The following is a 23,187-nucleotide window of genomic DNA, read 5'->3' on the forward strand; positions in this document are numbered from 1 at the left end:
AATGAATTGTTTTTGCGCGGATCCTTGTCCGAAAACCGGTTCCCACTTTTCGGGAATGCGCTCGACGGAGGCTTAGAGATGGGTATTCTTTATGGCAGCTCGATGCCTGCCTTTATCATGCTGGTTGTTGTTCTTGGCGGGCTGGCAGCTGCAGCCACGGGTCGTTCCATTGCGACCACGTGGCGGCCTTTGCCGATCCTGTTCTGGTTTATCTTCCTGCTGTCGCTGGCGATGCGTTTTCTGTCGTTCGCGCTGTTTGAAGAGCCGCTGCTGTCTATTCAATATCTGGTGGTGGACTACGCCATTCTCATCGGCATTGCGCTGGTGAGCTACCGCGTGACCCGCACCAACCAGATGGTGACTCAATACAGCTGGCTTTATCAAAAGACAGGTCCGTTTGGCTGGAAGTTGAAGCCGGGCCAGCAAGATAATTACTAATTCGCAAAATTACTTAGATAATTGTTGCGCATTCGGTCAGTTCTGGTTCAAACTAGTTTCTGGCTAGGCATCCAGATGATGAGTACGGAGAGGTCTCATTGTCGGAAGCATTGAGCAGGCGAGGGGTTTGCCTGCTCTGGTGGGAGACGGTTGCGTTTCCCGCTCAATTTCAATTGAGAAATGCACCTGACTCGGGGAGTTTTTTATGAAAAAGTATCTTTTGGCGAGCGTTGCCGGTGTTGCTGCTATGGCAATGTCTGGCGCGGCTATGGCTGAAATCGTTATTGCTACTGCAGGCCCAATGACTGGTCAGTACGCATCGTTTGGTGCGCAGATGAAAGCTGGTGCTGAGCAGGCTGTTGCTGACATCAAGCTGCTGGCGGTGTGAACGGCGAGATGCTTGTTCTGGAAGTTGGCGATGATGCATGTGACCCTAAGCAGGCTGTTGCGGTTGCGAACCAGATGGTTGGTAAAAACGTAGCATTCATGGCTGGTCACTTCTGCTCCGGTTCTTCCATCCCAGCTTCTCAGGTATACGCTGAAGAGGGTATCATCCAGATCACCCCAGCTTCTACCAACCCGAAGTACACCGACGAGCGTCCAGGCCCTGGTACCTACCGCGTGTGTGGTCGTGATGACCAGCAGGGTAAAGTTGCCGGTACTACGCTTGCGACAGAGTTCGGCGGCAAGAACATTGCTGTGATCCACGACAAGACCGCTTACGGTAAAGGTCTTGCTGATGCGACCAAAGCTGTGATGAATGCTGCTGGTAAGCAGGAAGCGCTTTATGAAGCTTACACCGCTGGTGAAAAAGACTACACCGCGCTGGTTTCCAAGCTGAAGTCTGAAAAAGTCGACGTTCTTTACGTTGGTGGTTACCACACTGAAGCTGGTCTGATGAAGCGTCAGATGGTTGATCAGGGCATGGACACCATTCTGGTTTCTGGTGACGCTCTGGTGACTGATGAGTACTGGTCCATCACTGGCCCTGCTGGTGAAGGCACTCTGATGACCTTCCCACCGGATCCACGTAACAACGAAGAAGCTGCTGCTGTTGTGGCTGCTCTTGAAGCTGCTGGTAAAACCACTGAAGGTTACGCACTTTACACCTACGCTGCGATCCAGACATGGGCGGCGGCTGCTGCTGAAGCTGGCACCACCGACTACGACGCAGTTGTAGAAAAGCTGAACGCAGGCAAGTTTGACACAGTTCTTGGTGAGCTGTCCTTCAACGAGAAGGGCGACGTGTCTCTGCCAGGTTACGTTTGGTACGAGTGGAAAGACGGTTCCTACGGTTACCGCTAAGATTTAAGACCTGATTATTGTCAGGTTTTATGAGGGTTTCGGGGCGCTGCTCCGGAACCCTTTTTTGTTGCAGTTTAGCGAGACTGGCAGAACACCATTAAGGCTGAAAGTGCTTGATTACAGTAACCTACAGCGGGCTTAAGGTTCAGTGCGTAAACTAGCACCTTCCCAAAGCAGTTGCAGGTGAACTGCTTGCGTTTGTTTTGCGTATCTTTGCCAAAAACCGGTGTCCACTTTCCGGAGATACGCGCTAATGGAAGGTGTGCCATGATCATCCGGTGTCTGGTGTTTCTTGCGTTTTTGAGTTCCTCTGCTGTTTCCCTTGCTCAAGGGCCGAACCAGCCACGAGCTGATGAGATTAAGGTCTTTCATGAGTGCCTGCAAAAAGGGGGGCTTGTGTTCACCAACAGAGTCCAGTGCATTGGAAAGGTGTTTGAACATTGCGCCATGAAGTTGCAGGACCAGACCAGCATGGGCATGCGGGAATGTTACTCACGGGAAACGGCGCTTTGGGAAAAGATGATTTCGAACTCTGAAAAGGAGTTGAGGCGGAACGAGAATAAGGCCACGAAGACCGAGCTTGTTGAATCCACTCGGAACTGGAAGGCCTTTCGAAACAACGCCTGCAACATTCCTTTTGCCATGAACCCTAAGGGAACACTGGCGCCGGTGCTTGGGATGGAGTGTTTTAACCGCATAACGGCTTTGTGGGCGCTTCAACTGTCAGAGTTTGCAACACCTTTGGGAGATTAAGGCCTGATGAGATTATGGGCGTGTTTGGTTGTCTTTACTGCGGTTAGCTTTAGCTCCGTTCAGGCTGCGCAGATTGATCTGCCGGTGTGCAAGGCTGGTGACGGCAAAACACCGGTGCCGCGCTGGGAAGTGACGGCAATGCCCGTCGATACGCCTGAAGGGGAACCAGCTGAACCTTTTACCTACACAGTTACCTATCCGCCGCCTGCCTATCACGGGTTGATGGGCCACCTGCGGGTGAAGCTGGGCACGTTGGATGAGCAGTATTGCAGTGCTTTGCGGGAAGAACTCATTGAGATCAAAAGAAGCACGGGCCAGCCGATCCCGATTGTGATTGAGTGGCTGTTTGATGACAACGGCCCAAAGGATGATGTGCGGTCGCTGGACTTTTATGAGCTTCCCGAGTTTACGCAGGAAGGGTGCTGGCTGGATGGTGTCTATCAGTTCGTCGCGCTTGGACACTCAGAGGCGCAGTCCGAAGAGTACATGCTAAACCTGGTGCCGCTGGAAGCCATTCAAAAATCCGGTTCTTTCTGTCGTCCTATTCAAGAAGGGTGAGCTGGCTCTGTGAAGCCTTGCGTGTTTTGATAGTACCGAAGCCGTGTGTGCAGGCCCGGCCTCTTATCTCTTTTGCATATAGCCCTGTTTCCCTAAGGTGAGAAACGGCGTAGGCTTGGTTGTTGCAGCCAATGCGTGAGGGGGAGTTATGGGGCAGGCGGTTGAACATGACACGATCATCATTCGTGAAAAGCTGGAGGCATCTATTGAGGAGGTGTTTGCGGCTTGGGAGGATCCGAACGCCCGGACGGTTTGGGGTGTACCTTCTGATGATGAAGCCATTGCATTTTTAGAAAATGACTTTCGCGTTGGTGGTTTGGATGTCCACCAGTGCGGCCAGAAAGGTGATCTGCGATTTCGTGTTGAGACGCGTTATCACGACATTCGTCGCCCTGATCTCTTGCTGTTTACCGAGCGGGTCTCAACCGGTGATATGCTGCTGAGTGCTTCCCTGATCACGGTAGTTCTAAAAGAGCAGGGCAGTGCGACTGAGCTTAGTGTGACTGTTCAGGTCACATCCATGGTGGGTGCTGACATGATCGAGGCGACCCGTGGAGGTTGGCAAGCCTCTCTGGTGAGGCTGGCTGGTTATCTGGAGTGGTCCCTCCGCGAACAGTCCGGTGCCTGAATGCCAGCTGCTGATCTGCTGTTGCTCAGGTGTAAAGCCGCTCAGTACATGCCAGGTGCAGTGCTGATTAAAGCCGGATAGCATTTTGGTTCTGTTTGCCGGCTTACTAAAGCAGGATGATCCCTCACCCGCAGTATAGTGGAATATTCTCTCTGTAATTCGAGGAATTACCTTATGTATTCATGGTGTTGTATGCTGTGATGCGTATGAGGAACTCACTTTAATAGTGAATACTTCAGAGTTTTGTCTGTTCAAATCACTCCCAGGTTTACTAGGGTAAAATATCAATTTGATTCAATTTTTCTATATTGGAAGATTGAAGGATATGGGTGCAGGCAGCTGATGTGGGGCGTTTAAGCGGTTTGTCTGTGCATGGTCAGGGGCATACATGCGGATCAAAACCCTTTTAATTTCAACCTGTTTGATCATGTCCGGCTGCGTGCCGCACATTAGCGACAGTGTTGAGGAACTGGCTGAGACGACGGTTAAAAAATCTAACGAAAAACCCGTTGTTGAACGCGCCAGAAAAACCGAAGCAGAGCTGGCTGCTGTCACTGCACTTGCTGGCAAGTGGTCTGTGGTGCGCAAACAAGGGCAAAAACCGTGTGCGCTGCAGCTGAAAACAGCGCAGTTTGGCAAGAATTATTCGGCGAGCTCCGTGTGTTCCGGCAGGCCAAATGTCTGGGCCTGGAACACAAAAGAGGATGCTCTTGTCCTTTACGATCACAGAAGTGAGGTGATCGGGTCTTTTCATAAAAATGAGGTGGGCAGCTGGAAGGAAGCGAAAGCGGGTGGGGACCTGCGCTTCGTCTGATCCGGCACGGGCAATAAGACCCAACGTATTCTTTGGGGGGAATGACATGAGGAAGTTTGTTGTTGCTGCAAGCCTGTTGGCGCTTGCTGGCTGTCAAAGTGCCGGAGGCGGCGGGGAAACCTACAGCGCACCTGCACCCGCAGCGCGGCCACCTGCCAGCGCTGCTGATGCTCAGGCCGCGGTGGCGCAGGACCAGACCACGCAGAGCAAAACCTATCGCAAAGCAGATGGAACTGTTGTGACTGAGACCACCACCAGTTCTGCGCAGGGTAGTGTTGATCCCGGCACCGCCACGGCGTTTCTGGCGGGTGTTGTGGCCGCAGCAGCTCTTGGCAAGAAAGAGGAGCGCAGGTCTCAGCCCATTGTGAAAGCCGATGATATGGTTGGCAAATGGACGGTTTATCTGAACTCTGATGACCGCGTGTGCCAGCTCAATCTCAGCACTGAACCCAAGGATGAAGGCTTTGCTGCCAGCTTCAATCACTGCATGGATGGGGATCTGTTCTTCGTTTCCAACTGGCGGATGAAGGGGCAGGAGCTCGTGTTGTTCGACAACTTCTCCCGCGCCAAAGGCAGCATGCGCATGACTGAATGGAACCGTTGGGAAGGCCAACTGGCCAGCAACAGCAAGCCAATTACTATTGCGCGGTAAGGCATTGGTGTTCAGGCAGGCACTGCGCTCTTAAGTGCTGCTGAGAGCGCGGTGATGGCGTCTTTGCTCTTGGGGGCCTTCACTCTTGTATGCAGCATGATTGGTAAGGATGGCAAAGCGGGTAGTGCCAGCCGTTCTCCTACGTCTACCGCTCCAATTGGCAACATCCGCCTTGCAAGGGCTGCAACGCCCAATCCGGCCATGACGGCGGCAGATACAGCTGTCACACCTCCACCGACGAACACTTCCGTCCACGGGATGTCAGCGTCATCAAGCAGCTTTCCCGCCATGATGCGCACGCCGCATGGCTCAGGCATGGTGGCGATGGGAAGCGGTTCATCTGCCCGGGGCTGCCAGTCTTGAGAGGCAAACCAGCCAAACTTCTCATTTGCGATAAGCTTACCGTCCTTTCTGTCTGCATGTTGGCGGATGATGACGGTGCTGAGTTCCTGCCTGTCGAAGCTCTTGAGGAGATCGCCTGAAGAGCCAATCCTGATCTCGATGAGAAGCTGCGGGTCTTGCGCGTTCATGCGGGCGATCAGCAGTGGGAGTTCTGGTCCTGCAACGTGATCGCTGATGCCGATGGTCAGACGTTGACGTGTGTTGGTGAGGGAAGCGAGGGCATGGTCGTGCTGTTTCAGGAGTTCTCTGGCATGCTCCAGAAACGTGGTGCCTTCTGCTGAGAGCTGAACGTAACGCGGTGTCCGTTCAATCAGCTGGCAACCCAACCGCTTTTCCAGCCGTTTCAGCTTTAAACTTACTGTCGACTGGGTTGTCTGAAGCGCCTCAGCAGCCTGCGTGAAGCTGCCAAGTTCTGCAATGCGAACAAAGGTTTGCACGGCGTCGAGATCAAGGGGTCGGTTTGTCATTTAAGTGTTCAATAACTGATATCGCTAGGCATTGTATATTCAAATGGATGGTGTGCGTCTAGGTTTCTCTCCATGACTTAAAGGAGGAACCGTCATGCCACTTGTCCATATCTCATTGCGTTCAGGGAAATCTGATGTCTATCGGCAGGCTATCTTTGATGGTGTCTATCATGCCATGCGGGATGCGCTGGATGCGCCGGAGGACAATCAGTTTATGGTGATTACCGAGCACACGAGTGCCAACTTCCGTTTTGGGGCGTCCTACCTGAACATCGCCCGAAGTGAGGATTTGGTTTTCATCCAGATCACGCTCAACAACACGCGGAGCTCTGAGCAGAAGAAGGCACTGTTTCGGCGGATTGTTGAGCTGCTGGGAGAGAGCCCTCAAATCCGGCCTGAGGATGTCTTCATCAATCTGGTTGAGGTTGAAAAAGAGAACTGGTCGCTTGGCAATGGCGTTGCGCAGTACGCATGAGCGCGCAGTTACCCTGTCAGTTGCGCCTGCAGCTGATGGGGGAGATTTAGCAATGCCTGATACGAGGTTGTATCAGACTTGCTTGTCCATGATTTCCGCTGGCAGGTGGGCCATCCACTTACGGCGGATTGCTTTTTCCAGATCCAGGTTGTTGCGGTCCGCGTAGAGCAGAAGGTGGGCCAGCAGGTCTGCGGCTTCGTCTTCTTTCTGGGCGTGCAACTCTTTTGGTGTTGCGGAACCGGAGCGGCCACGGCGGGTTGCCTTCATATGGGCTGCTGTCAGCTCTCCGAGCTCTTCCTGAAGTTTGGCAAGATACCAGATCTCATCACGGTTGATGTTGAACCGTTTGGCGTAGATTGCTGAGACTGTTTTTACAATGTGCAGAAGTACTTTGAATGTCATCGGGTCGGACAGAAAGGTTGGGCTTTCTGCGCGGTCTCACGCAGGCGAGCCGAAGGTTTGGCGGGAACTTTTGCTAGAGCGTATCTTTATCCGAAAACCGGTTCCCACTTTTCGGAGATACACACTAGAGGAATCTCTGCGTGGCATCATATGAGCTATTTATGCGCTTGTCATTCAGGGCGAGGCAAAGATCTTTGACTGCATCCAGTGAATGAATTGCCCGAAACTCATCGGTATGCGGCAGTATCGCCTGAATTCCGCGGGCTTTGGCCTCGAACTTATCGTAGCGCAGCAGCGGATTGAGCCAGATGAGCCGTCTGCAAGATCTGTGGAGACGATCCATCTCAACGGACAACTCCTCGTACGCTTCCCGTTCCAGCCCATCCGTGATGAGCAGGACGATTGGCCCGCCGTGGCAGACGCGTCTCAACCAGGTGCGGTTGAAGGTTTGCAAGGAGCTGGCAATGCGGGTGCCGCCGGACCAGTCCTCCACCTCATCGGTACAAGCTGTGAGGGCCTCGTCCGGGTCCTTCATACGCAGGGCGCGGGTGATGTTGGTGAGGCGGGTGCCGAACAGAAACGTATGAGTTTTGCGCTTTTCTGACAGAGCATGCAGGAAGTGCAGCATGATGCGGGAATACTGACTCATGCTGCCGGAGATATCGCAAAGGGCAATCACGGGTGGATGGACCTGTGCCGGTGCTTTGTGCTTGAGGTCGATGATGGACCCACCCGCTTTCAGCGTGGCACGTATTGTTCGCCGGGCATCCACCTGTTTGCCGATTGTGTGGGAGTGCACCGGCTTGAAGCGGCGGGATCTGACCTGATCGGCTGGCATGGTGAGATGAGCGAGGGATCTGCGAGCTTCCGCGATCTCCTCAGCTGTCATCTGAGCGAAGTCCTTCTTCTGCAGGACTTCCTTTTCCGAGACGGTGAAGCGAGCATCGACCTCCACCAGCGGTTTGGTTTCCTTCGCCTCGCGCTGTTTGTTGGCTTCAAACGCGTTGGCGACGCGGGATTGGGCTGCGCGTGGCTTTTCCGGTTCGCGTTGTCCGGCTGGAGCAACGGGAGAGAGGAGGGCCAGCATCTTTTCGACGAGGCCTTTGCTTTGCCAGTAAAGGCGGAAGGTTTCGTCAAAGACCGACTGCTGGTCGCGTTTGTGGACGAAGACGGAGTGCAGGGTCCAGTAGAGGTCCTGCTTGTTCTCAATGCCGTTGATGGTGACCGCGCTCACTGCATCCACCACAGAGGACGGCCCTGCAGGCAGACCCGCTTTGCGCAGGGTTCTGGCAAAGTGGACGATGTTTTCCGTGATGCGCCCGTGAGGTGGGCGGGGAGAGGGGGAGAAGTCGTCCTGCATCAGGTGAGGCTACACTGTTTGGGCAGGCATGCTGCCAGCGATGGTGGCCTGTGAGTTGGCTTCCATGCGGATCTCATCAAGGATCGCACGTGTTCTGGAGCCTTTGATGCGGTCAATATCTTCCTGATACTTGAGCAGCACGCCGAGGGTATCGGAGACCATCTCCGGATCCAGCGCGACTTCTTGCAGTTCAGTGAGCGCGGTGGCCCAGTCTAGCGTTTCAGCAACGCCGGGCTTTTTGAAGAGAGCCTCATCTTCGCGCAGCTTTTGCACGAAGGCGACGACTTGTGCTGAAAGCGTGGCTGCTGCTGTTGGCAGTTTGGTCTGTACAATCTGAAGCTCGCGCTCTGCGGTTGGGTAATCCACCCAATGATAGAGACAGCGGCGCTTCAGTGCGTCGTGGATTTCTCGCGTGCGGTTGGTGGTGATGATGGTGATCGGCGGTTCCTCGGACTTGATGGTGCCGAGTTCCGGGATGGTCACCTGACTGTCTGCCAGCACTTCCAGCAGGAACGCCTCGAAGGCTTCATCGGTGCGGTCGAGTTCATCAATCAGGAAGATCGGTGCGCCGAGTTCTGTGGTCTCCAGCGCCTGAAGCACTGGGCGTTTGATGAGGAAGCGTGGGCTGTAAAGAGCAGTGTTGAGGTTCTCACGGTCTACACTGCCAGCAGCTTCCGCCATGCGGATCTCGACCATCTGCGCGGCGTAGTTCCACTCGTAAACGGCGGAGGAGATATCCAGACCCTCATAACATTGCAAACGGACGAGGGGGCGGTTGAGGGTGGCTGCGAGGACCTTAGCGATCTCGGTTTTACCGACGCCTGCTTCACCTTCCAGAAACAGCGGGCGTTGCATGCGTAAAGACAGGTGCAGCACGGTTGCGAGCGCACGATCTGCCAGATACCCGCCCGAACTTAAGAGCGTGAGGGTTTCCTCAATGGAGTTTGGTAGATCAACCTTGCCGCTCATAGATAATCCGCTCCCGCCCTGTCTTATGTTTCGTCGCGCTTTGATTTGCGCACCCCGATCATAATAGGGAGAAAAACGTATATTGAAAGCGGATTGTTGCCAGATGAACGGCCTGTGCGTTCTAGCGGTTTGTGAGGCCTAGGCCCTTGCCATCGCGCATCACAGTTGTGGCTTGGGCCGTGAAGGCACCGCCAGCTTCCTCGTGCAGGGTGAAGCCGGGAAGGATCTGCAACGGAGCCCGACTGGCAGCCACAGCGCGCACGATAATCCGGGTGGCTGGAGCGTCTGCTGTTGGGCGGATCGGGATAATGTCGATCGCGCCGAAGCGGCGTTGCATTGGGCCCAGAAGATCTTGCAGTCCGTCTGCTCTGAAGATGATGGAGAGCGTGCCGCCATCCTTCAGCAGGTCTTTAGCGGTTTTAATCCACGGCTCGATGCCGCGCTCATCCAGAGCATGCGCCGGTGCGCGGTCTGACTGAGGCGTGACGCGAAAGCGCGTGCTGTCGTAATAAGGCGGGTTCATGATCACATGATCTGCGATTGATGAGCCCAGTCCACTTTGGTGGCGAATGCTGCCCTTAGCGGTGAGGTTGGCTTCCAGAATAGACACACGCTCTGCGAAACTGGCGTTTTCCGGCAGGGACAGACCTTTGCGGGCCAGCGCTGCGGTCACAGGATCGACCTCTACACCCACGGCTTTGATCGCAGGCAGACGGTGAGCGGCGCAAAAGGCTGCGGTGCCGACGCCAGTGCCCAGATCATAAAGTGTTCCCGCTGTGCTTTCCGGTAGGGAGGCAGCCAGATACACTGCATCCAGCCCGGCGCGATGGCGGCCTTTGGCTGGCTGTTCCACCATAACTTTCCCACCAAGGAATTTGTCCTTCGTGGTTGGCTGTGGTGTTTCAGGTGTTTCTGGGTTGGTCATGGCGGTGCCGGATCAAATAAATGCAATAAGGCACTGATACAGGCTGCCGATTTTCATGCAATCCCTATTGTTTATCTAACGAGAAGTTTTCACGCGTCTTTTAGGTAGTGCTCAAGACCTGCATCGCGCATAAGTTGACAGGCTTCGTCCAATCGATCTGCCTCAACCATGATCCGGCGCGGAAGAAAGCCAAGTGAGCCATCCAGAATGCTCATGTTGGTGTCGGCGACGAAGTAGATGATTTCCGCTTCTCCCAGCAGGGCTTCAAGATGAGAGATGAGGACCGGGTCTGTTGTTCTGATGAGTTCTTCCACGATGGTGTCCTCTTAATGGGAGTTGCCTGTTACGCCAGAAATTATGCAGGTTAGGGTTGGTATTGTGAAAAAAACTAATTGTGATTGGTAAATTATCCATTGGACACTACTTTATTGGCAGCAAATTCTTACTAAAGCTTGCCCGAGCCTAACTACCAACCTATTGTCCCGTTGGAATCAAAATAGAGGTATCCCGTGGGCGTTGTTGGTCTTCAATCACAGACAGCCAAACCAGCTGGAATTCAAGGGCTAGTCGAGCTCGTTTCTGGTGACATGGAGAAGGTGAACGAGCTGATCCTCTCCAAAGCCGGTTCTAATGTTGAGCTGATCCCGGAAATTGCGCGTCATCTGATCGATTCAGGTGGGAAGCGTTTGCGCCCTATGCTGACACTGGCATTTGCCAGATGTTTGGTTACGAGGGCGAGGGGCATGTCATTCTCGCTGCATCTGTTGAGTTTATGCATACTGCAACTCTGCTGCATGATGATGTGGTGGATGAGAGCGATATGCGCCGTGGCAAACTGGCAGCCCGCAAGCTGTGGGGCAACCAGGCCAGCGTGCTGGTTGGTGACTATCTGCTGGGTCAGGCTTTCAAGATGATGGTTGATGTGCGCTCTTTGGAAGCGCTGCGCATCCTCTCTGAAGCTTCTGCGATCATTGCTGAAGGTGAAGTTCTGCAATTGGGCGCGGCTCAGGATACAACAACGACTTACGACATGTATCTGCGGGTGATCGAAGCAAAGACTGCTGCGCTGTTTGCAGCGGCGTGTGAAGTGAGCCCTGAGATTGCGGATAAGGGCGACGAGATGCGTGCAGCAGCGCGCAAGTTCGGCCTTGAGCTTGGCTATGCCTTCCAGCTGGTTGATGACGCGCTGGATTATGGCGGGGCAACCGTTGATCTCGGTAAGGACGTTGGCGACGACTTCCACGAAGGTAAGATCACTCTGCCAGTTATCTACGCCATGGAGCGTGGCAGCGATGAGGACAAGGCGTTCTGGAAGCGTTGTCTGGAAGACGGCGACATCAAGGACGGCGATCTGGACCACGCGATCAAGCTGCTGAAAGACACTGGTGCTCTTGCTGACACTGTTCAGCGTGCTCGTGACTACGGCGCATCAGCCATTGATGCTCTCTCCGTCTTCCCAGACGGCCCAGCCAAACAGGCTCTCAAAGAAGCCGTAGACTTCTGTATCGCTCGCGTGAGCTGAGAAGAGAGCAACCCGAAGAAATTGAATAGCGCCGCGGCAGAAATGCCCGGCGTTTTTTTGTTGGGTGAGGAGGAAAGCTTTTTCTCTGAGTTCATGAGAAGTTAGCACTGCTGCCTGCTTCAATTAACGATGCAGCAGTGCCTTGAAAAATCTACCTAAATCACGCCGATTGTAGCTTGTGGGCGTAATAGTCTCGGTAGTTTTTGTTGTAGTCTTCTTGCTCAATCGGCAAATCAAGTGTTGCCCGCAATCTGTTAGCAATATGCTGTTTTGACCAGGTAATTGCCGCAAGCTCGGAACCGTCTTCTGCTTCCAGTTCTGATATGATCTGGAGGACTTTGGCGCTCAGATCATCCTCGTTGTTGCTTGCGCTCCAGGCATTGCTCGCAACGACAGTTGCCCCTGTGGCGACAGCCATCGTAGAGCCGGCCGTTAAAAGTGCACGTCGATTGATATGCGTGTCTTCACCTTTGCGATCCATTGAATTTTTTCCTTAGGATGTAGTTCGGCAATTGTAGATCAGGGGCTTTTTCTGATGGGTAGTTGGCGTCTGCCGCGCCCCTGATCTGTGGCTATCAATGCAACTTAAATGTCGCTCACATCTGCAATGTTGATGTTGAGTGCTTCTGCAACACCGGTTCCATAAGCAGGGTCCGCCCGGTAACAGTTGCGGACATGACGGTGCTGGATTTCGATGCGTGCAGGGCCAATCGAGCGGGCTGTGTTTGCAAACAGCACCTCTTTCTGCTCAGCATTCATTGAGCGGAAAAGAGCACCCGGCTGGGAGTAATAATCTTCATCCTCTCGATGATCCCAATGACCAGCAGCTCCCTCAATGGAAAGCGGTGGCTCGGAGAAGTCTGGTTGTTGTTGCCACTCCCCAAACATGTTTGGTTCATATCCAATACGTGACCCGTTGTTGCCATCAACCCGCATGGCTCCATCGCGGTGGTAGGAATGGAATGGACAGCGCGGGGCATTGACTGGGATTTGTGAGTGATTAACGCCAAGCCGATACCGCGCCGCATCACCATAAGAGAACAGGCGGCCCTGAAGCATTTTATCGGGAGAGAAGCTGATGCCAGGCACGACTGTTGAAGGGGCAAATGAAGCCTGCTCAACCTCAGCGTAGTAGTTCTCTGGGTTCCGGTTAAGCTCGAGCACGCCAACTTCGATCAACGGATAATCTGACTTAGGCCATACCTTTGTGAGATCAAACGGGTTGATGTGATAATTGCCGGCTTCTTTTTCTGGCATGATCTGGACAGAGAGTTTCCATTTCGGAAAATCACCATTCTCGATGCTGTCATAGAGATCGCGCTGGTGACTTTCACGGTCATGGGCAACAATCTGAGCAGCCTCTTCATCCGTCAGGTTTTTGATACCTTGCTGGGTTTCGAAGTGGAACTTAACCCAGTACCGTTCGTTATCTGCGTTGATGAAACTGTAGGTGTGGCTGCCAAAACCATGCATATGGCGGTAAGTTGCTGGAATACCGCGATCTGACATGATGATCGTCACCTGATGCAGAGCTTCCGGCAAGTTCGTCCAGAAATCCCAGTTGTTATCGGCGCTGCGCATGTTGGTGCGCGGGTCACGTTTTACGGCATGGTTCAGATCCGGAAATTTGAGCGGATCGCGGAGAAAGAAGACCGGTGTGTTGTTGCCCACCAGATCCCAATTGCCTTCCTCAGTATAGAACTTGATAGCGAAGCCGCGAATGTCACGCTCTGCGTCAGCTGCGCCACGTTCACCTGCCACAGTAGAGAAGCGCATGAACAAGTCAGACTTCTTGCCAACTTCAGAGAAGATCTTCGCTCGGGTGAACTTGGTGATGTCATGGGTTGTCGTGAACGTTCCGTAAGCTCCTGACCCTTTGGCATGCATTCTGCGCTCAGGGATAACCTCACGATCGAAGTGGGCCATTTTTTCGAGGAACCAAACATCCTGCAGCAGAGCAGGGCCGCGAGGTCCGGCAGTTTGGATGTTTTGATTGTCTGGAACGGGGGAACCGAAGGCGGTGGTCAATTGGGGCTTATCAGTCATTTTCTCTCCGCGTCTTGTTATTCCCGAAGGATGATTTCGGAGGGGAGAAAAACAAAATCAGATAAACTTATTGAGCCATAATTAGTCTTGATGATGCCATCTTAACGCGTGGGAAAGACAGGGTTTGCCTGGGTTTTATCTGCTTGTAAGTCAGAGATCATTGTAGAAGTTACCTGAGGACAACTGCGGATTGCATATGAATTGCGAGATAGAGCAGGTTCAAGCCACATGTGTTCTGCTCATAAACGATCGAATGAATCAGTGAGGAGATAGGTGAGTTTGCTTTGGAGGGAAAGATGGGAGGTGAGCCCCCATCCTGGAACCGCTTAGCTGCATCAACGGCTTTTCAGAAAAAAGGCACTGGCAGCAATGCGAGTTTGCGCGTTGGTTAGATGGTCGCCGGGGCAACCTACACCTCTGCCGCTCGGATCCACCAGTCGCTGTGGAGGTCCTGCAAGTGGGTGGCGATGGATTGGGCGTCCTTCAGGGTTTCGCAAAGGGCGAAGCAGGTGGCGCCGGAGCCGGACATACGGGCGAGGAGGGTGTCTGGCTGGGAGGCCAGAAGGTCCAGTACCTCTGAGATTTCGGAAGCCTGTGAAATCGCCGGCTTTTGCAGGTCGTTGCGGCAGGACTTGAGCCAGCTGGCGAGGGCCTTCATGCTCTCAAACTCTTCCGGCATTTCTGGCAGAGGCGCGTTATCTTTCTTTTCCAGCGCACGGAAAATGGTTGGGGTGGAGATCTCGATCATCGGATTGACCAGCACGATGGCTCCTGATGGGAAGTCTGTGACTGGTTCAATGATTTCACCAATGCCGCGGATGCGGGCTGGTTTTTCTTCCAGACACATGGGTACATCAGCGCCGAGGCTGAGAGAGAGCCTGGCTAAATCTGTCGGCGCCGGAGAGGTCCCCCAGAGTTTGGCAAGGGCGCGCAGGGTTGCGGCTGCATCGGCTGAGCCTCCGCCAATGCCTGCTGCGACGGGAAGGGATTTTTCCAGTTCAATGCGGGTGCTGGATGCGTTTGGAACGTGTTCTGCCAGCAATTGTGCTGCTTTGTAGACCAGATTGTCGGAAGGATCGCCCTGTATCTTTTCTGCAAAGTCACCGGTGATCTGTAGTGACAGGTCCGGGGCAGCTTCCACTGTGATGCGGTCACCCACCTTTGGAAAGACGACCAGACTGTCGAGCAGGTGATAACCGTCTTCGCGCTGACCGGTGATGTGGAGGGCAAGGTTCACCTTGGCACGGGCTAACTCCTCAACCCGTGCTGCCTTTGTGTCTTCCAAAGTCATAGCAATATGATCGCTTTATGAATTACTTACTGTCTGCAGAGCTGGCGACGACCGGAACAGCTTCTTCCATGCCGTTCTCGATCTTGTCCAGAATGCGTTCCAGATCTTTTGGTTCTGGCTCAAGATCGCGGGCGTGGTTCCACTTGTAGCGGGCTTCCAGCTTGCGGCCGACCTGCCAGTAGGCATCGCCCAAGTGGTCATTGATGATCGGGTCATGTGGGCGCAGAGCCACGGCGCGTTCCAGTTTTTCGACGGCTTCTTCATAGCGGCCAAGGCGGTAGTAGACCCAGCCAAGGCTGTCGACGATGTAGCCGTCAGTTGGGCGCAGACGAACTGCGCGTTCAATCATCTTCTGCGCTTCATCCAGCTTCAGGCCCCGATCCACCAGCGAGTAGCGAGGTAGTTCAGGATCATTGGTTGTTCTGGTTTCAGGGTCAGCGCTTCGCGGAAATCTTCTTCTGCTGCATCCCATTTGTCCTGACGTTCGCGGGTGATGCCGCGGAAGTAGAGCAGGGTCCAGTGGTTGGATTGAATTTCGTTGAGGGTGCTCAGGCCCTGATCATAAGAAGTCTCAGCCTCTTCAAAGAGGGAGTGACCACGTAGAACATTGCCCAGAGAGGTGATGGCTTCCAGATCGGTTGGATCGGATTCAACCAGCTTTTCCAGATGGGCGCGGGCTTCTTCCAGATTGTCCAGAATGTTGTAGTGCAGGGCAATCTGGATTTCGGCTTCCCGTTTCATCGGGGAGCTTTCAGAAACCTCAGAGAGGTACGCGATGGCGCGTTCGTTGTCGCCGAGCTGCTCAAACAGAGATGCCAGACCAATCAGTGCGGAGTCGTTGCCCGGATTGAGGTAGATGGCGAGCTGCAAGTAGTTTGCGGAGAGCTCTTCGCCTTCCTTGCTGACTGCGATGCCAAGACCGTGCAAAGCTTCAGCCAGTCCATCTGCTGGTGTTTTGGCAACGGATTCAATCACCTCACCGCTTTCAATCTGTTCTCTCAGGGAGACGAGAAGCGGGTGTTCCGGGATGAGCTGTTCGTATTCAGCAACGATGTCCAGCGCTTCCTGCTGTCTGCCGGATGCGGCGAGCATGCGGGTGTAGGAGATGGCGTTGCGCAGGGCACCGCGGTCAATCTCATAGGCAGCTTTGTAGAACTCAGCGGCCTTGTGCGGATCGTTGTTGTACTCTGCCAGCAGGCCAGCGTTGAAATTGATGAAGAGGTCAAACCACTTCGCACCTGTCGTGCTTGTCAGGTCTTCAATAGCCTCATTCGTTTTGCCCTGACCGGCCTTTTCCCATGCGGAGACGAGGGCAAAGGTGAGACGAGAGAGTGGATTTACATTCTGAGTGACAGCGTCTGGCAGCGGGGTGGTGTAGTCACCTTCGTGGATACGCTGCGCGGCAATGGCCAGCTGCGCAAGAAAATGCTCGTTGTCTTCTTCCAGAATCTGGTTTGCCAGCGGAAATGCTTTCTCAACATTGCCGTTGGCCAGAGATGTGACAAATGCGCGGTCCAGAATGTAGAAATTCTCCGGATCACGCTGCAGAGCGGCTGTGAAATAGTTGGAGGCTGCTGCCAGATCCTGTGCGAGAAGGGCGCTTCTGCCTGACAGGTAACTTCCTGACAGAGAGCTTGCAGCCGGCAAGGATTGGGAGTTTGCTTTTGCTTCTTCAGCTGGCACCAGTGGGGTGCCTAACATGACAAGCGTCAGCGCTGAGGCCATGAAGCCTTTTTGAAAAATCTGTTTTTAATAACAGAATGATAGGTCATACGGCCATTGTTCTGAGCAGAAGCAGAATTGGAGCGGAACAGCGCAAAAGAGCTTGTCAGGGTCATATATGTCTCTCATTGAGAGCCGATTGCGACTCAATATTACATCAATCTGTTAGTAGCGAAGAATGGCGTTTTTATAGCAGCCGGATTACTCACCGCGTTCTAAAGAGTGTATCCGATCATTCTTTCAATTGAACCTATATTTTTTCAAGTATCTGCGGATAAGTAAGTATATTGATATTTCTCAAGAATTCAGAAGTATTTACGCAATAACACTAAGGTCGAGGTCTGAGTCTCTTGCTATAATGAGCCTGTTCATTGCAGATAGTAGGCAGTGGTGCAATTCCAAGTGAGATTGGTTGATGTCTCACTCAATAAAGGGGGGTGTTATGACCAAGTGGGTCTACATCTTTGGAGAAAACAAAACCGAGGGCGATGCTTCTATGAAGGAGCTGCTTGGAGGCAAGGGCGCCAACCTTGCAGAGATGAGCAGACTAGGATTGCCTGTCCCTCCCGGATTTACCATTACAACGCAAGTTTGCACGCACTATTATGAGGAAGGTCAGCAGTATCCGTCCGAGCTCAAAGAGCAGGTCCATGCTGCGATTGCCGCCGTTGAAGAACTGACAGGGCGTGAGTTTAACAGCACGACGAAGCCGTTGCTGCTGTCTGTGCGTTCCGGTGCCCGCGTTTCCATGCCGGGCATGATGGACACAGTTCTCAACCTGGGTCTGAATGACCGGACCGTTGAGGCGCTGGCCAAAGATGCAAATGACGATCGGTTTGCTTATGACAGTTATCGTCGTTTCATCCAGATGTATTCCGATGTGGTACTGGACGTTGACCATGACTACTTCGAGGAAATTCTGGAAGACTTCAAGGACGAGCATGACTACTCCCTTGATACGGATCTGACCGGTGATGACTGGAAAGAGATTGTAGCCGCCTACAAGGACAAGGTTGAAGAAGAGCTTGGTCGTCCATTCCCTGAAGATCCTGAGGAACAGCTCTGGGGTGCGGTTGGCGCTGTGTTCAAGAGCTGGATGATCCCACGGGCAAAGACTTACCGCGCCCTGCACGAAATCCCAGAGGACTGGGGCACTGCAGTGAACGTTCAGGCGATGGTGTTTGGTAACACAGGCGAGAACTCTGCCACCGGTGTTGCCTTTACCCGTAACCCGTCTACCGGTGAAAACGCGCTTTACGGCGAGTTCCTCATCAATGCGCAGGGTGAAGATGTTGTGGCGGGTATCCGTACGCCGCAGGACATCACTGAGAAAGCCCGCATTGAAGCGCATTCTGAAAAGCCATCTCTTGAAGCGACCATGCCTGAGGTGTTTGCGGAGTTCAAAGCTGTCTGTGACAAGCTGGAGAACCACTACCGTGACATGCAGGATTTGGAGTTCACCGTTGAACACGGCAAGCTTTGGATGCTTCAGACCCGTAATGGTAAGCGTACGCTGAAAGCTGCGCTGAAGATTGCAGTTGATATGGCAAAAGACGGCCTGATCACCAAAGAAGAGGCAGTTGAGCGCATTGCGCCTTCTTCTCTGGATCAGCTGCTGCACCCAACCATTGATCCGAACAGCGAACGTGATGAACTGACCGTTGGTTTGCCAGCTTCTCCGGGTGCTGCTTGTGGTGCGATCGTGTTCAACTCTGACGATGCCGAAACAGAAAAGGCCAATGGCCGCTCTGTTATTCTGGTTCGTACAGAAACCAGCCCGGAAGACATCCACGGCATGCATGCTGCGGAAGGTATTCTGACAACCCGTGGCGGCATGACCAGTCACGCGGCTGTTGTGGCCCGCGGCATGGGTAAGCCATGTGTGGCCGGTGCCGGTTCCATTCGCGTTGATGCGCGCAATGAGATCATGAGCGTCGATGGCCGCAGCTTTGGCAAGGGTGATGTGATCACCATTGATGGTGGTAACGGTCAGGTGCTGGCTGGCAAGGTTCAGATGCAAGAGCCTGAGCTTTCCGGCGACTTCAAAAAGCTGATGGAATGGGCGGATGATATTCGCCGCATGAACATTCGCACCAATGCGGAAACCCCTGCTGATGTGAAGGTTGCGCTTTCTTTTGGCGCTGAGGGGATTGGTCTTTGCCGTACCGAGCATATGTTCTTTGAAGGAGAACGTATTCTTGCTGTACGCGAGATGATCCTGTCTGACACCGTTCAGGAGCGCAAAGCTGCACTGGCGAAGTTGCTGCCGATCCAGCGTCAGGACTTCATCGACATCTTTGAGCTAATGGTTGATCGTCCGGTGACTATTCGTTTGCTTGATCCGCCACTTCACGAGTTCCTTCCTAAGACGGATGAGGACATTGCTGAAGTTGCCAAGCAGATGGATATTGATCCGGAAGAGCTGCGCGAGCGTGCGGAAGAGTTGGAAGAGTTCAACCCGATGCTCGGCAACCGTGGCTGCCGTCTGCTGATTTCCTATCCGGAAATTGCAGAGATGCAGGCACGTGCGATCTTTGAAGCTGCTCTGGATGTCTCCAAGCGTCATGGCCGCAAGGTGACACCTGAAATTATGGTGCCGCTGGTTGGCCTGAAGAGCGAGCTGGATATTGTCCGTGCTTCCATTGATGGCACTGCTGAGGTTGTGGCGAAGGAACTGGGTGAGAAGCCTGAGTACTCCGTTGGCACCATGATTGAGCTGCCACGGGCTGCGCTTCTTTCTGAAGATATTGCAGCGTCTGCGGAGTTCTTCTCCTTCGGCACTAACGATCTGACACAGACCACCTTTGGTATCTCCCGCGATGATGCTGCGTCCTTCCTGGGCAAGTATCAGGATCGCAAGGTGATGGAAAAGGATCCATTTGTGTCTCTGGACATTGATGGGGTTGGCCAGCTGGTGAAGCTTGCAGCCACAAACGGTCGTAAGACCAAGGCTGATATCAAGCTTGGTATTTGTGGTGAGCATGGTGGTGATCCGGCCTCTATCGCCTTCTGCGAAACTGTTGGCCTGAACTACGTGTCCTGTTCTCCATTCCGTGTTCCTGTTGCACGTCTTGCAGCTGCTCAGGCAGTGCTGGCTCATCGGAATAAGGGGTGAGTGGTCCAACCAAAAAGGTGAGGAGCTGGCCTAAGTCGGCTCCTACCTCTCTTGAAGAGTTGAGAGCTGGCGGTAAGCCAGCTCTTGCACGTTTGCTCAGCGCGATTGAGAGTTATGAGGGGCATCCTCAGTTGATCTCTCTTCTGGATGAAGCGCTGCAGAACCCAATGGCGCATGTGGTTGCGCTCACCGGTCCTCCCGGCGTTGGGAAATCCACCCTTACCAATGCAATGATTTCCGAGTACCGCGGCGCAGACAAAAGCGTTGGGGTGATTGCGGTAGACCCTTCCTCTCAGGTGACGGGCGGATCGCTGCTGGGTGATCGAACCCGTCTTTCGACAGATCCGGAAGACCAGAAGATCTTCGTACGCTCCATGGCTGCGCGGGACCGGCTTGGCGGGCTTTCTGAGCATGCTATTGCAGCTGTGATCCTGATGCGTGCCGTGATGGACCGAGTGATTGTTGAGAGTGTTGGTATTGGCCAGTCAGAGGCGGATGTGGCTCTGGTGGCTGACAGCTGCGTTCTTTGTATTCAGCCGGGATCGGGTGACAGTCTTCAGTTCATGAAGGCGGGCATCATGGAGTTGCCGGACATTATCTGCGTGACCAAAGCGGATATGGGCGATGTGGCCAGTCGTTCACGTGCGGATGTGGAAGGTGCCATGAGCCTGAGTGCGCGGCAAGGGGACTGGAAGGTTCCTGTTCTGATGCTCAGCGCGTTGGATAGCACAGGGCTGAATGATCTGGTTGAAGCCTGCGATCAGCACGTGATTGCTTTGAGTGAACGCGGTGAGTTAGTGCAGCAGCGCGGTGAGCAGGTGAAGGCCTGGTTGGTTGATCAGCTGAAAGTGCAGTTTGGCCAGCATGGAGTGGCTGTGCTGCAGGCGTCTGGTGTGCGTTGGGAAGAGGCGGTGAAGAGGCCGTTTGCTTTCAAGCAGGAAACCAGTGAGACGTTTGCTGCGTTCTGGAAGAGTTTTTCTTAGAGCTTAGACTGAGTGGCCGTTTGGCTTGGAAGGGCGCAGGTTATTCTGCTGCGCCCACTCTGATTTTGCGTGGCTTTTGCTCCAGCTCTTCGTCCATATCATCACGCCACAGACGGAATTTGCCGAGCGGGATTGGACGGGAGAACAGGTAGCCCTGCATCATTGGGCAGTCCATGGTGAGCAGCAGTTCTTTCTGCTCTTCTTCCTCAACACCTTCAACACAAACCTGCATGCCGAGGCGCAGACCCAGTGTGATTGCGCTTGCCAGAATTTCCCTGGCTTTGGCGTCAGTAACTGCACCATTGATGAAGGAGCGGTCGATCTTGATCTTATCGAACAGATCGCGGCGCAGGTAGCTGAGGGAAGAGAAGCCGGTGCCGAAATCGTCCAGTGCGATCTTCACACCCAGATTGCGCAGGCGTTCGATTACTTCAACCACCGTCTCAGAGTAGTTGATGAGTACGTCTTCGGTAACTTCCAATTCCAGACGATTTGCTTCCAGCTGGTACTTCTCAAGCAGCTTGCTGACCAACTCCGGGAACTCCGGATGGCGCAGCTGGGTTGGGGAGACGTTCACGCACATGGTGACTTCATCAAGGGTTGCACCGTCCTTGATAGCGTTCTCCAGTACCCATTCACCAATGCGATTGATGAGCATGGATTCTTCCGCAACCGGCAGGAAGGCTGCTGGTGGCAGCAGACCTTTTTTCGGGTGGTTCCAGCGGATGAGAGCTTCAGCGGCCAGAATGTTGGTCCCAGACTGATCCATGATCGGTTGATAGTAGTTCTGGAACTCGTTGGCGTTGAGTGCGCGTTTGATGTCCTCTTCAATCTCACGGGAGATCTGGAGAGTATCTTCCATCTCTTTTTCAAAGAGCACGTAACGCCCGCGGCCCAGCTTCTTCGCCTGATAAAGCGCAATGTCCGCGCGGCGCAGCAGCTCAGTAAGGTCATGACCATGTGCGGGAGCAATGGCCACACCCATGCTGGCAGTGGTCAAGATCTTGTGTTTTTCGACCTTGAATGCATCGGAGAGCATCTTCTCGATGTACATGCAGGTCTCGATGATCTCTTCCATCTTGGTGCGGTGAGACAGCACCAGTAGGAACTCATCGCCACTGACACGAGCAACCCTGTCTTCCGGATTGATGGAGGCCTTCAGGCGTTCAGCAACCAGCTTGATGACTTCATCACCGATGGAGTGGCCAAGGCTGTCGTTGATCTGCTTGAAGTGGTCGAGATCCAGGAACACGATGCCAGTGATGCGTTGCTTCTGGCGGTCGCGTTTAAGAACATCAGCTGCAAAAACTTCAAACCACGTTCTGTTGGGCAGACCGCACAGGGCGTCATGGAGAGCCGCGTGTGTTGCATCCGCTTCATTCTGCAGGATCCGGTCTGTCATTTTGATGTAGCGGAGCAGAATGAGGATGGTCGTCAGCAGGATCGCTGCGATGGTTCCCAAGAAATAAGGAGATGAATTGGTGAAGATCGCGCCAGAGGCTGCGGTGGTCTTCCAACTCAAGTTGGCGATTGTCTCACCGCTGCGGCGGAGCAGGGGAACAGACACGCGCTGGAAATCAGCTTTCGGCTTGTTCGTGGTGATGAACATTTCAGAAAGGCCGGTGGATTCTTCGAATGAACGAATGGAGCGGATGTCCAGAGAGCGGACCCAAAGCAGGTAGCCCGCCACAGCTGGCATGCCTTTTGGCGGCGCGGTGGATGGTGTGATTGCTGCGACGGTGACGAGACCAATCGCGCCATCAACCATGACGACATCACGCAGGCTGAGAGACAGTGGCGCGTGACTGCGCAGAGGTTCTGGAACGCGCAGTTCCTGCTGCTTGGTGTTTGCCTTGGATTCCAGCTCCATCAGCGTATCGTTGATCTGACCGCGCAGCTGGTCCTCAAAGACCTCGCTGTGCCATGGCAGGTCGCGGCGGTAGGTGTAGAGCGGCTTCATGTCCTTGTTGAGGATCACGAAGATGTCTCTATCCCCGCGCGTGCTTGGGGTCGGCGTCAGGTCTTCATCTAGTAGGATATTGCTTTCTTCTGACAGAACAGAAGCATAGGCCTTGTTGGAGATGGCGATACGCTCTGCCTCGTTGGCCAAGCCGTTGCGGAACACCTTGAGGTTACTCTGAACCAGCCTAATTTCTTTCTCGACTTCAAAATCGAGGGCGCGCTGTGTTGACCAGTAGAAGGCCACATAGCCAACGGCCAAGGCGGCAGCGACCACAGAAAGGATCAGCAAAGCCATCATACGGGCGCCGACTTTCTTGCCACGTGTGATCGTGTTGCCGAAAGCACTTCCCAATACTGCTGCAGAAATCGGGGTTTTCGAACTCAATTGTCCCGCCATC

21 protein-coding genes and 2 pseudogenes are annotated in these 23,187 nt (G+C 53.8%); 11 read left to right on the plus strand and 12 right to left on the minus strand.

Features of this window, described 5'->3' with window-relative positions:
• The first annotated feature begins 78 nt into the window (after positions 1-78).
• From JCM12308_RS02760 to JCM12308_RS02790, 7 genes and pseudogenes are all read left to right on the plus strand, one after another.
• Positions 79-438 carry a DUF6867 family protein gene (locus JCM12308_RS02760; protein WP_008547540.1) on the plus strand — a complete coding sequence of 120 codons (360 nt, stop codon included), beginning with the start codon at positions 79-81 and terminating at the stop codon, positions 436-438.
• Positions 439-643: 205 nt separating this feature from the next.
• Positions 644-1,743: pseudogene (locus JCM12308_RS02765) on the plus strand (branched-chain amino acid ABC transporter substrate-binding protein).
• Positions 1,744-2,010: 267 nt separating this feature from the next.
• The gene (locus tag JCM12308_RS02770) at positions 2,011-2,496 is read left to right on the plus strand and encodes a lysozyme inhibitor LprI family protein (protein ID WP_054782778.1); all 486 of its coding nucleotides are present in this window, start codon (positions 2,011-2,013) and stop codon (positions 2,494-2,496) included.
• A gap of 6 nt (positions 2,497-2,502) precedes the next feature.
• Positions 2,503-3,054: a hypothetical protein gene (locus tag JCM12308_RS02775; RefSeq protein WP_054782779.1), complete on the plus strand. Its 552-nt coding sequence runs from the start codon at positions 2,503-2,505 to the stop codon at positions 3,052-3,054.
• 148 nt (positions 3,055-3,202) lie between these two features.
• Positions 3,203-3,682: an SRPBCC family protein gene (locus JCM12308_RS02780; protein ID WP_054782780.1), complete on the plus strand. Its 480-nt coding sequence runs from the start codon at positions 3,203-3,205 to the stop codon at positions 3,680-3,682.
• A 388-nt stretch (positions 3,683-4,070) separates the two neighbouring features.
• Entirely contained in the window at positions 4,071-4,496 is a 426-nt protein-coding gene (locus JCM12308_RS02785; protein ID WP_208978204.1) for an AprI/Inh family metalloprotease inhibitor, read from the plus strand.
• 46 nt (positions 4,497-4,542) lie between these two features.
• Positions 4,543-5,148, plus strand: a complete 606-nt coding sequence (locus JCM12308_RS02790) for an AprI/Inh family metalloprotease inhibitor (protein ID WP_054782781.1) — start codon at positions 4,543-4,545, stop codon at positions 5,146-5,148.
• Between the two features lie 11 nt (positions 5,149-5,159).
• Here the strand turns inward: JCM12308_RS02790 and JCM12308_RS02795 are convergent, their stop codons facing one another.
• The gene (locus JCM12308_RS02795) at positions 5,160-6,017 is read right to left on the minus strand and encodes a LysR family transcriptional regulator (RefSeq protein WP_054782782.1); all 858 of its coding nucleotides are present in this window, start codon (positions 6,015-6,017) and stop codon (positions 5,160-5,162) included.
• A 94-nt stretch (positions 6,018-6,111) separates the two neighbouring features.
• Between JCM12308_RS02795 and JCM12308_RS02800 the strand changes: the two genes are divergently transcribed.
• On the plus strand, positions 6,112-6,492 hold the full coding sequence (locus tag JCM12308_RS02800) for a tautomerase family protein (protein WP_054782783.1): 381 nt from the start codon (positions 6,112-6,114) through the stop codon (positions 6,490-6,492).
• A gap of 72 nt (positions 6,493-6,564) precedes the next feature.
• Here JCM12308_RS02800 and JCM12308_RS02805 read toward each other — a convergent pair whose 3' ends face one another.
• From JCM12308_RS02805 to JCM12308_RS02825, 5 genes are all read right to left on the minus strand, one after another.
• Entirely contained in the window at positions 6,565-6,894 is a 330-nt protein-coding gene (locus JCM12308_RS02805) for a nucleoside triphosphate pyrophosphohydrolase family protein (RefSeq protein WP_008547434.1), read from the minus strand.
• Positions 6,895-7,018: 124 nt separating this feature from the next.
• A complete protein-coding gene (locus JCM12308_RS02810; protein ID WP_054782784.1) occupies positions 7,019-8,254 on the minus strand; it encodes a vWA domain-containing protein in 1,236 nt (411 codons plus the stop codon).
• A 9-nt stretch (positions 8,255-8,263) separates the two neighbouring features.
• Positions 8,264-9,223 (minus strand): AAA family ATPase, encoded by a 960-nt coding sequence (locus JCM12308_RS02815; RefSeq protein ID WP_054782785.1) that lies wholly within the window; start codon positions 9,221-9,223, stop codon positions 8,264-8,266.
• Between the two features lie 121 nt (positions 9,224-9,344).
• The gene (locus JCM12308_RS02820; protein WP_054782786.1) at positions 9,345-10,148 is read right to left on the minus strand and encodes a tRNA1(Val) (adenine(37)-N6)-methyltransferase; all 804 of its coding nucleotides are present in this window, start codon (positions 10,146-10,148) and stop codon (positions 9,345-9,347) included.
• A gap of 89 nt (positions 10,149-10,237) precedes the next feature.
• On the minus strand, positions 10,238-10,462 hold the full coding sequence (locus JCM12308_RS02825) for a putative signal transducing protein (RefSeq protein ID WP_008547375.1): 225 nt from the start codon (positions 10,460-10,462) through the stop codon (positions 10,238-10,240).
• Positions 10,463-10,657: 195 nt separating this feature from the next.
• Between JCM12308_RS02825 and JCM12308_RS02830 the strand changes: the two are divergent.
• Positions 10,658-11,670: pseudogene (locus JCM12308_RS02830) on the plus strand (polyprenyl synthetase family protein).
• Positions 11,671-11,830: 160 nt separating this feature from the next.
• Here the strand turns inward: JCM12308_RS02830 and JCM12308_RS02835 are convergent.
• The 5 genes from JCM12308_RS02835 to JCM12308_RS02850 all read right to left on the minus strand — a co-directional run bounded on the left by JCM12308_RS02835 (position 11,831) and on the right by JCM12308_RS02850 (position 16,732).
• Positions 11,831-12,151 (minus strand): hypothetical protein, encoded by a 321-nt coding sequence (locus JCM12308_RS02835; protein ID WP_208608824.1) that lies wholly within the window; start codon positions 12,149-12,151, stop codon positions 11,831-11,833.
• Between the two features lie 104 nt (positions 12,152-12,255).
• Positions 12,256-13,716 carry a catalase gene (locus JCM12308_RS02840; protein ID WP_054782787.1) on the minus strand — a complete coding sequence of 487 codons (1,461 nt, stop codon included), beginning with the start codon at positions 13,714-13,716 and terminating at the stop codon, positions 12,256-12,258.
• A 409-nt stretch (positions 13,717-14,125) separates the two neighbouring features.
• The gene (locus JCM12308_RS02845; protein ID WP_054782788.1) at positions 14,126-15,007 is read right to left on the minus strand and encodes a 4-(cytidine 5'-diphospho)-2-C-methyl-D-erythritol kinase; all 882 of its coding nucleotides are present in this window, start codon (positions 15,005-15,007) and stop codon (positions 14,126-14,128) included.
• A gap of 22 nt (positions 15,008-15,029) precedes the next feature.
• A complete protein-coding gene (locus JCM12308_RS28855) occupies positions 15,030-15,392 on the minus strand; it encodes a tetratricopeptide repeat protein (protein WP_208978205.1) in 363 nt (120 codons plus the stop codon).
• A complete protein-coding gene (locus JCM12308_RS02850) occupies positions 15,377-16,732 on the minus strand; it encodes a tetratricopeptide repeat protein (protein WP_208978206.1) in 1,356 nt (451 codons plus the stop codon). The genes JCM12308_RS28855 and JCM12308_RS02850 overlap by 16 nt, the downstream gene beginning before the upstream one ends.
• 439 nt (positions 16,733-17,171) lie before the next feature.
• Here JCM12308_RS02850 and ppdK point away from each other — a divergent pair, with 439 nt between their 5' ends.
• The gene (gene ppdK / locus JCM12308_RS02855; protein ID WP_008548092.1) at positions 17,172-19,844 is read left to right on the plus strand and encodes a pyruvate, phosphate dikinase; all 2,673 of its coding nucleotides are present in this window, start codon (positions 17,172-17,174) and stop codon (positions 19,842-19,844) included.
• On the plus strand, positions 19,841-20,827 hold the full coding sequence (locus tag JCM12308_RS02860) for an ArgK/MeaB family GTPase (protein ID WP_244271817.1): 987 nt from the start codon (positions 19,841-19,843) through the stop codon (positions 20,825-20,827). Before ppdK ends, JCM12308_RS02860 begins: the two co-directional genes overlap by 4 nt.
• 40 nt (positions 20,828-20,867) lie before the next feature.
• On the opposite strand, the gene JCM12308_RS02865 is transcribed toward JCM12308_RS02860, so the two are convergent.
• Positions 20,868-23,174, minus strand: a complete 2,307-nt coding sequence (locus JCM12308_RS02865) for a bifunctional diguanylate cyclase/phosphodiesterase (protein WP_208608825.1) — start codon at positions 23,172-23,174, stop codon at positions 20,868-20,870.
• Positions 23,175-23,187: the final 13 nt, after the last annotated feature.

Origin of the sequence: Pseudovibrio denitrificans JCM 12308, assembly GCF_001310815.1 — a bacterium.
GTDB classification, from domain to species: domain Bacteria; phylum Pseudomonadota; class Alphaproteobacteria; order Rhizobiales; family Stappiaceae; genus Pseudovibrio; species Pseudovibrio denitrificans.

Bases quoted from the DNA above. Each gene is read 5' to 3' on its own strand.
- JCM12308_RS02760 (WP_008547540.1), top strand. From the start codon at position 79: ATGGGTATTCTTTATGGCAGCTCGATGCCTGCCTTTATCATGCTGGTT.
- JCM12308_RS02770 (WP_054782778.1), top strand. From the start codon at position 2,011: ATGATCATCCGGTGTCTGGTGTTTCTTGCGTTTTTGAGTTCCTCTGCT.
- JCM12308_RS02775 (WP_054782779.1), top strand. From the start codon at position 2,503: ATGAGATTATGGGCGTGTTTGGTTGTCTTTACTGCGGTTAGCTTTAGC.
- JCM12308_RS02780 (WP_054782780.1), top strand. From the start codon at position 3,203: ATGGGGCAGGCGGTTGAACATGACACGATCATCATTCGTGAAAAGCTG.
- JCM12308_RS02785 (WP_208978204.1), top strand. From the start codon at position 4,071: ATGCGGATCAAAACCCTTTTAATTTCAACCTGTTTGATCATGTCCGGC.
- JCM12308_RS02790 (WP_054782781.1), top strand. From the start codon at position 4,543: ATGAGGAAGTTTGTTGTTGCTGCAAGCCTGTTGGCGCTTGCTGGCTGT.
- JCM12308_RS02795 (WP_054782782.1), bottom strand. From the start codon at position 6,017: ATGACAAACCGACCCCTTGATCTCGACGCCGTGCAAACCTTTGTTCGC.
- JCM12308_RS02800 (WP_054782783.1), top strand. From the start codon at position 6,112: ATGCCACTTGTCCATATCTCATTGCGTTCAGGGAAATCTGATGTCTAT.
- JCM12308_RS02805 (WP_008547434.1), bottom strand. From the start codon at position 6,894: ATGACATTCAAAGTACTTCTGCACATTGTAAAAACAGTCTCAGCAATC.
- JCM12308_RS02810 (WP_054782784.1), bottom strand. From the start codon at position 8,254: ATGCAGGACGACTTCTCCCCCTCTCCCCGCCCACCTCACGGGCGCATC.
- JCM12308_RS02815 (WP_054782785.1), bottom strand. From the start codon at position 9,223: ATGAGCGGCAAGGTTGATCTACCAAACTCCATTGAGGAAACCCTCACG.
- JCM12308_RS02820 (WP_054782786.1), bottom strand. From the start codon at position 10,148: ATGACCAACCCAGAAACACCTGAAACACCACAGCCAACCACGAAGGAC.
- JCM12308_RS02835 (WP_208608824.1), bottom strand. From the start codon at position 12,151: ATGGATCGCAAAGGTGAAGACACGCATATCAATCGACGTGCACTTTTA.
- JCM12308_RS02840 (WP_054782787.1), bottom strand. From the start codon at position 13,716: ATGACTGATAAGCCCCAATTGACCACCGCCTTCGGTTCCCCCGTTCCA.
- JCM12308_RS02845 (WP_054782788.1), bottom strand. From the start codon at position 15,007: ATGACTTTGGAAGACACAAAGGCAGCACGGGTTGAGGAGTTAGCCCGT.
- JCM12308_RS02850 (WP_208978206.1), bottom strand. From the start codon at position 16,732: ATGGCCTCAGCGCTGACGCTTGTCATGTTAGGCACCCCACTGGTGCCA.
- ppdK (WP_008548092.1), top strand. From the start codon at position 17,172: ATGACCAAGTGGGTCTACATCTTTGGAGAAAACAAAACCGAGGGCGAT.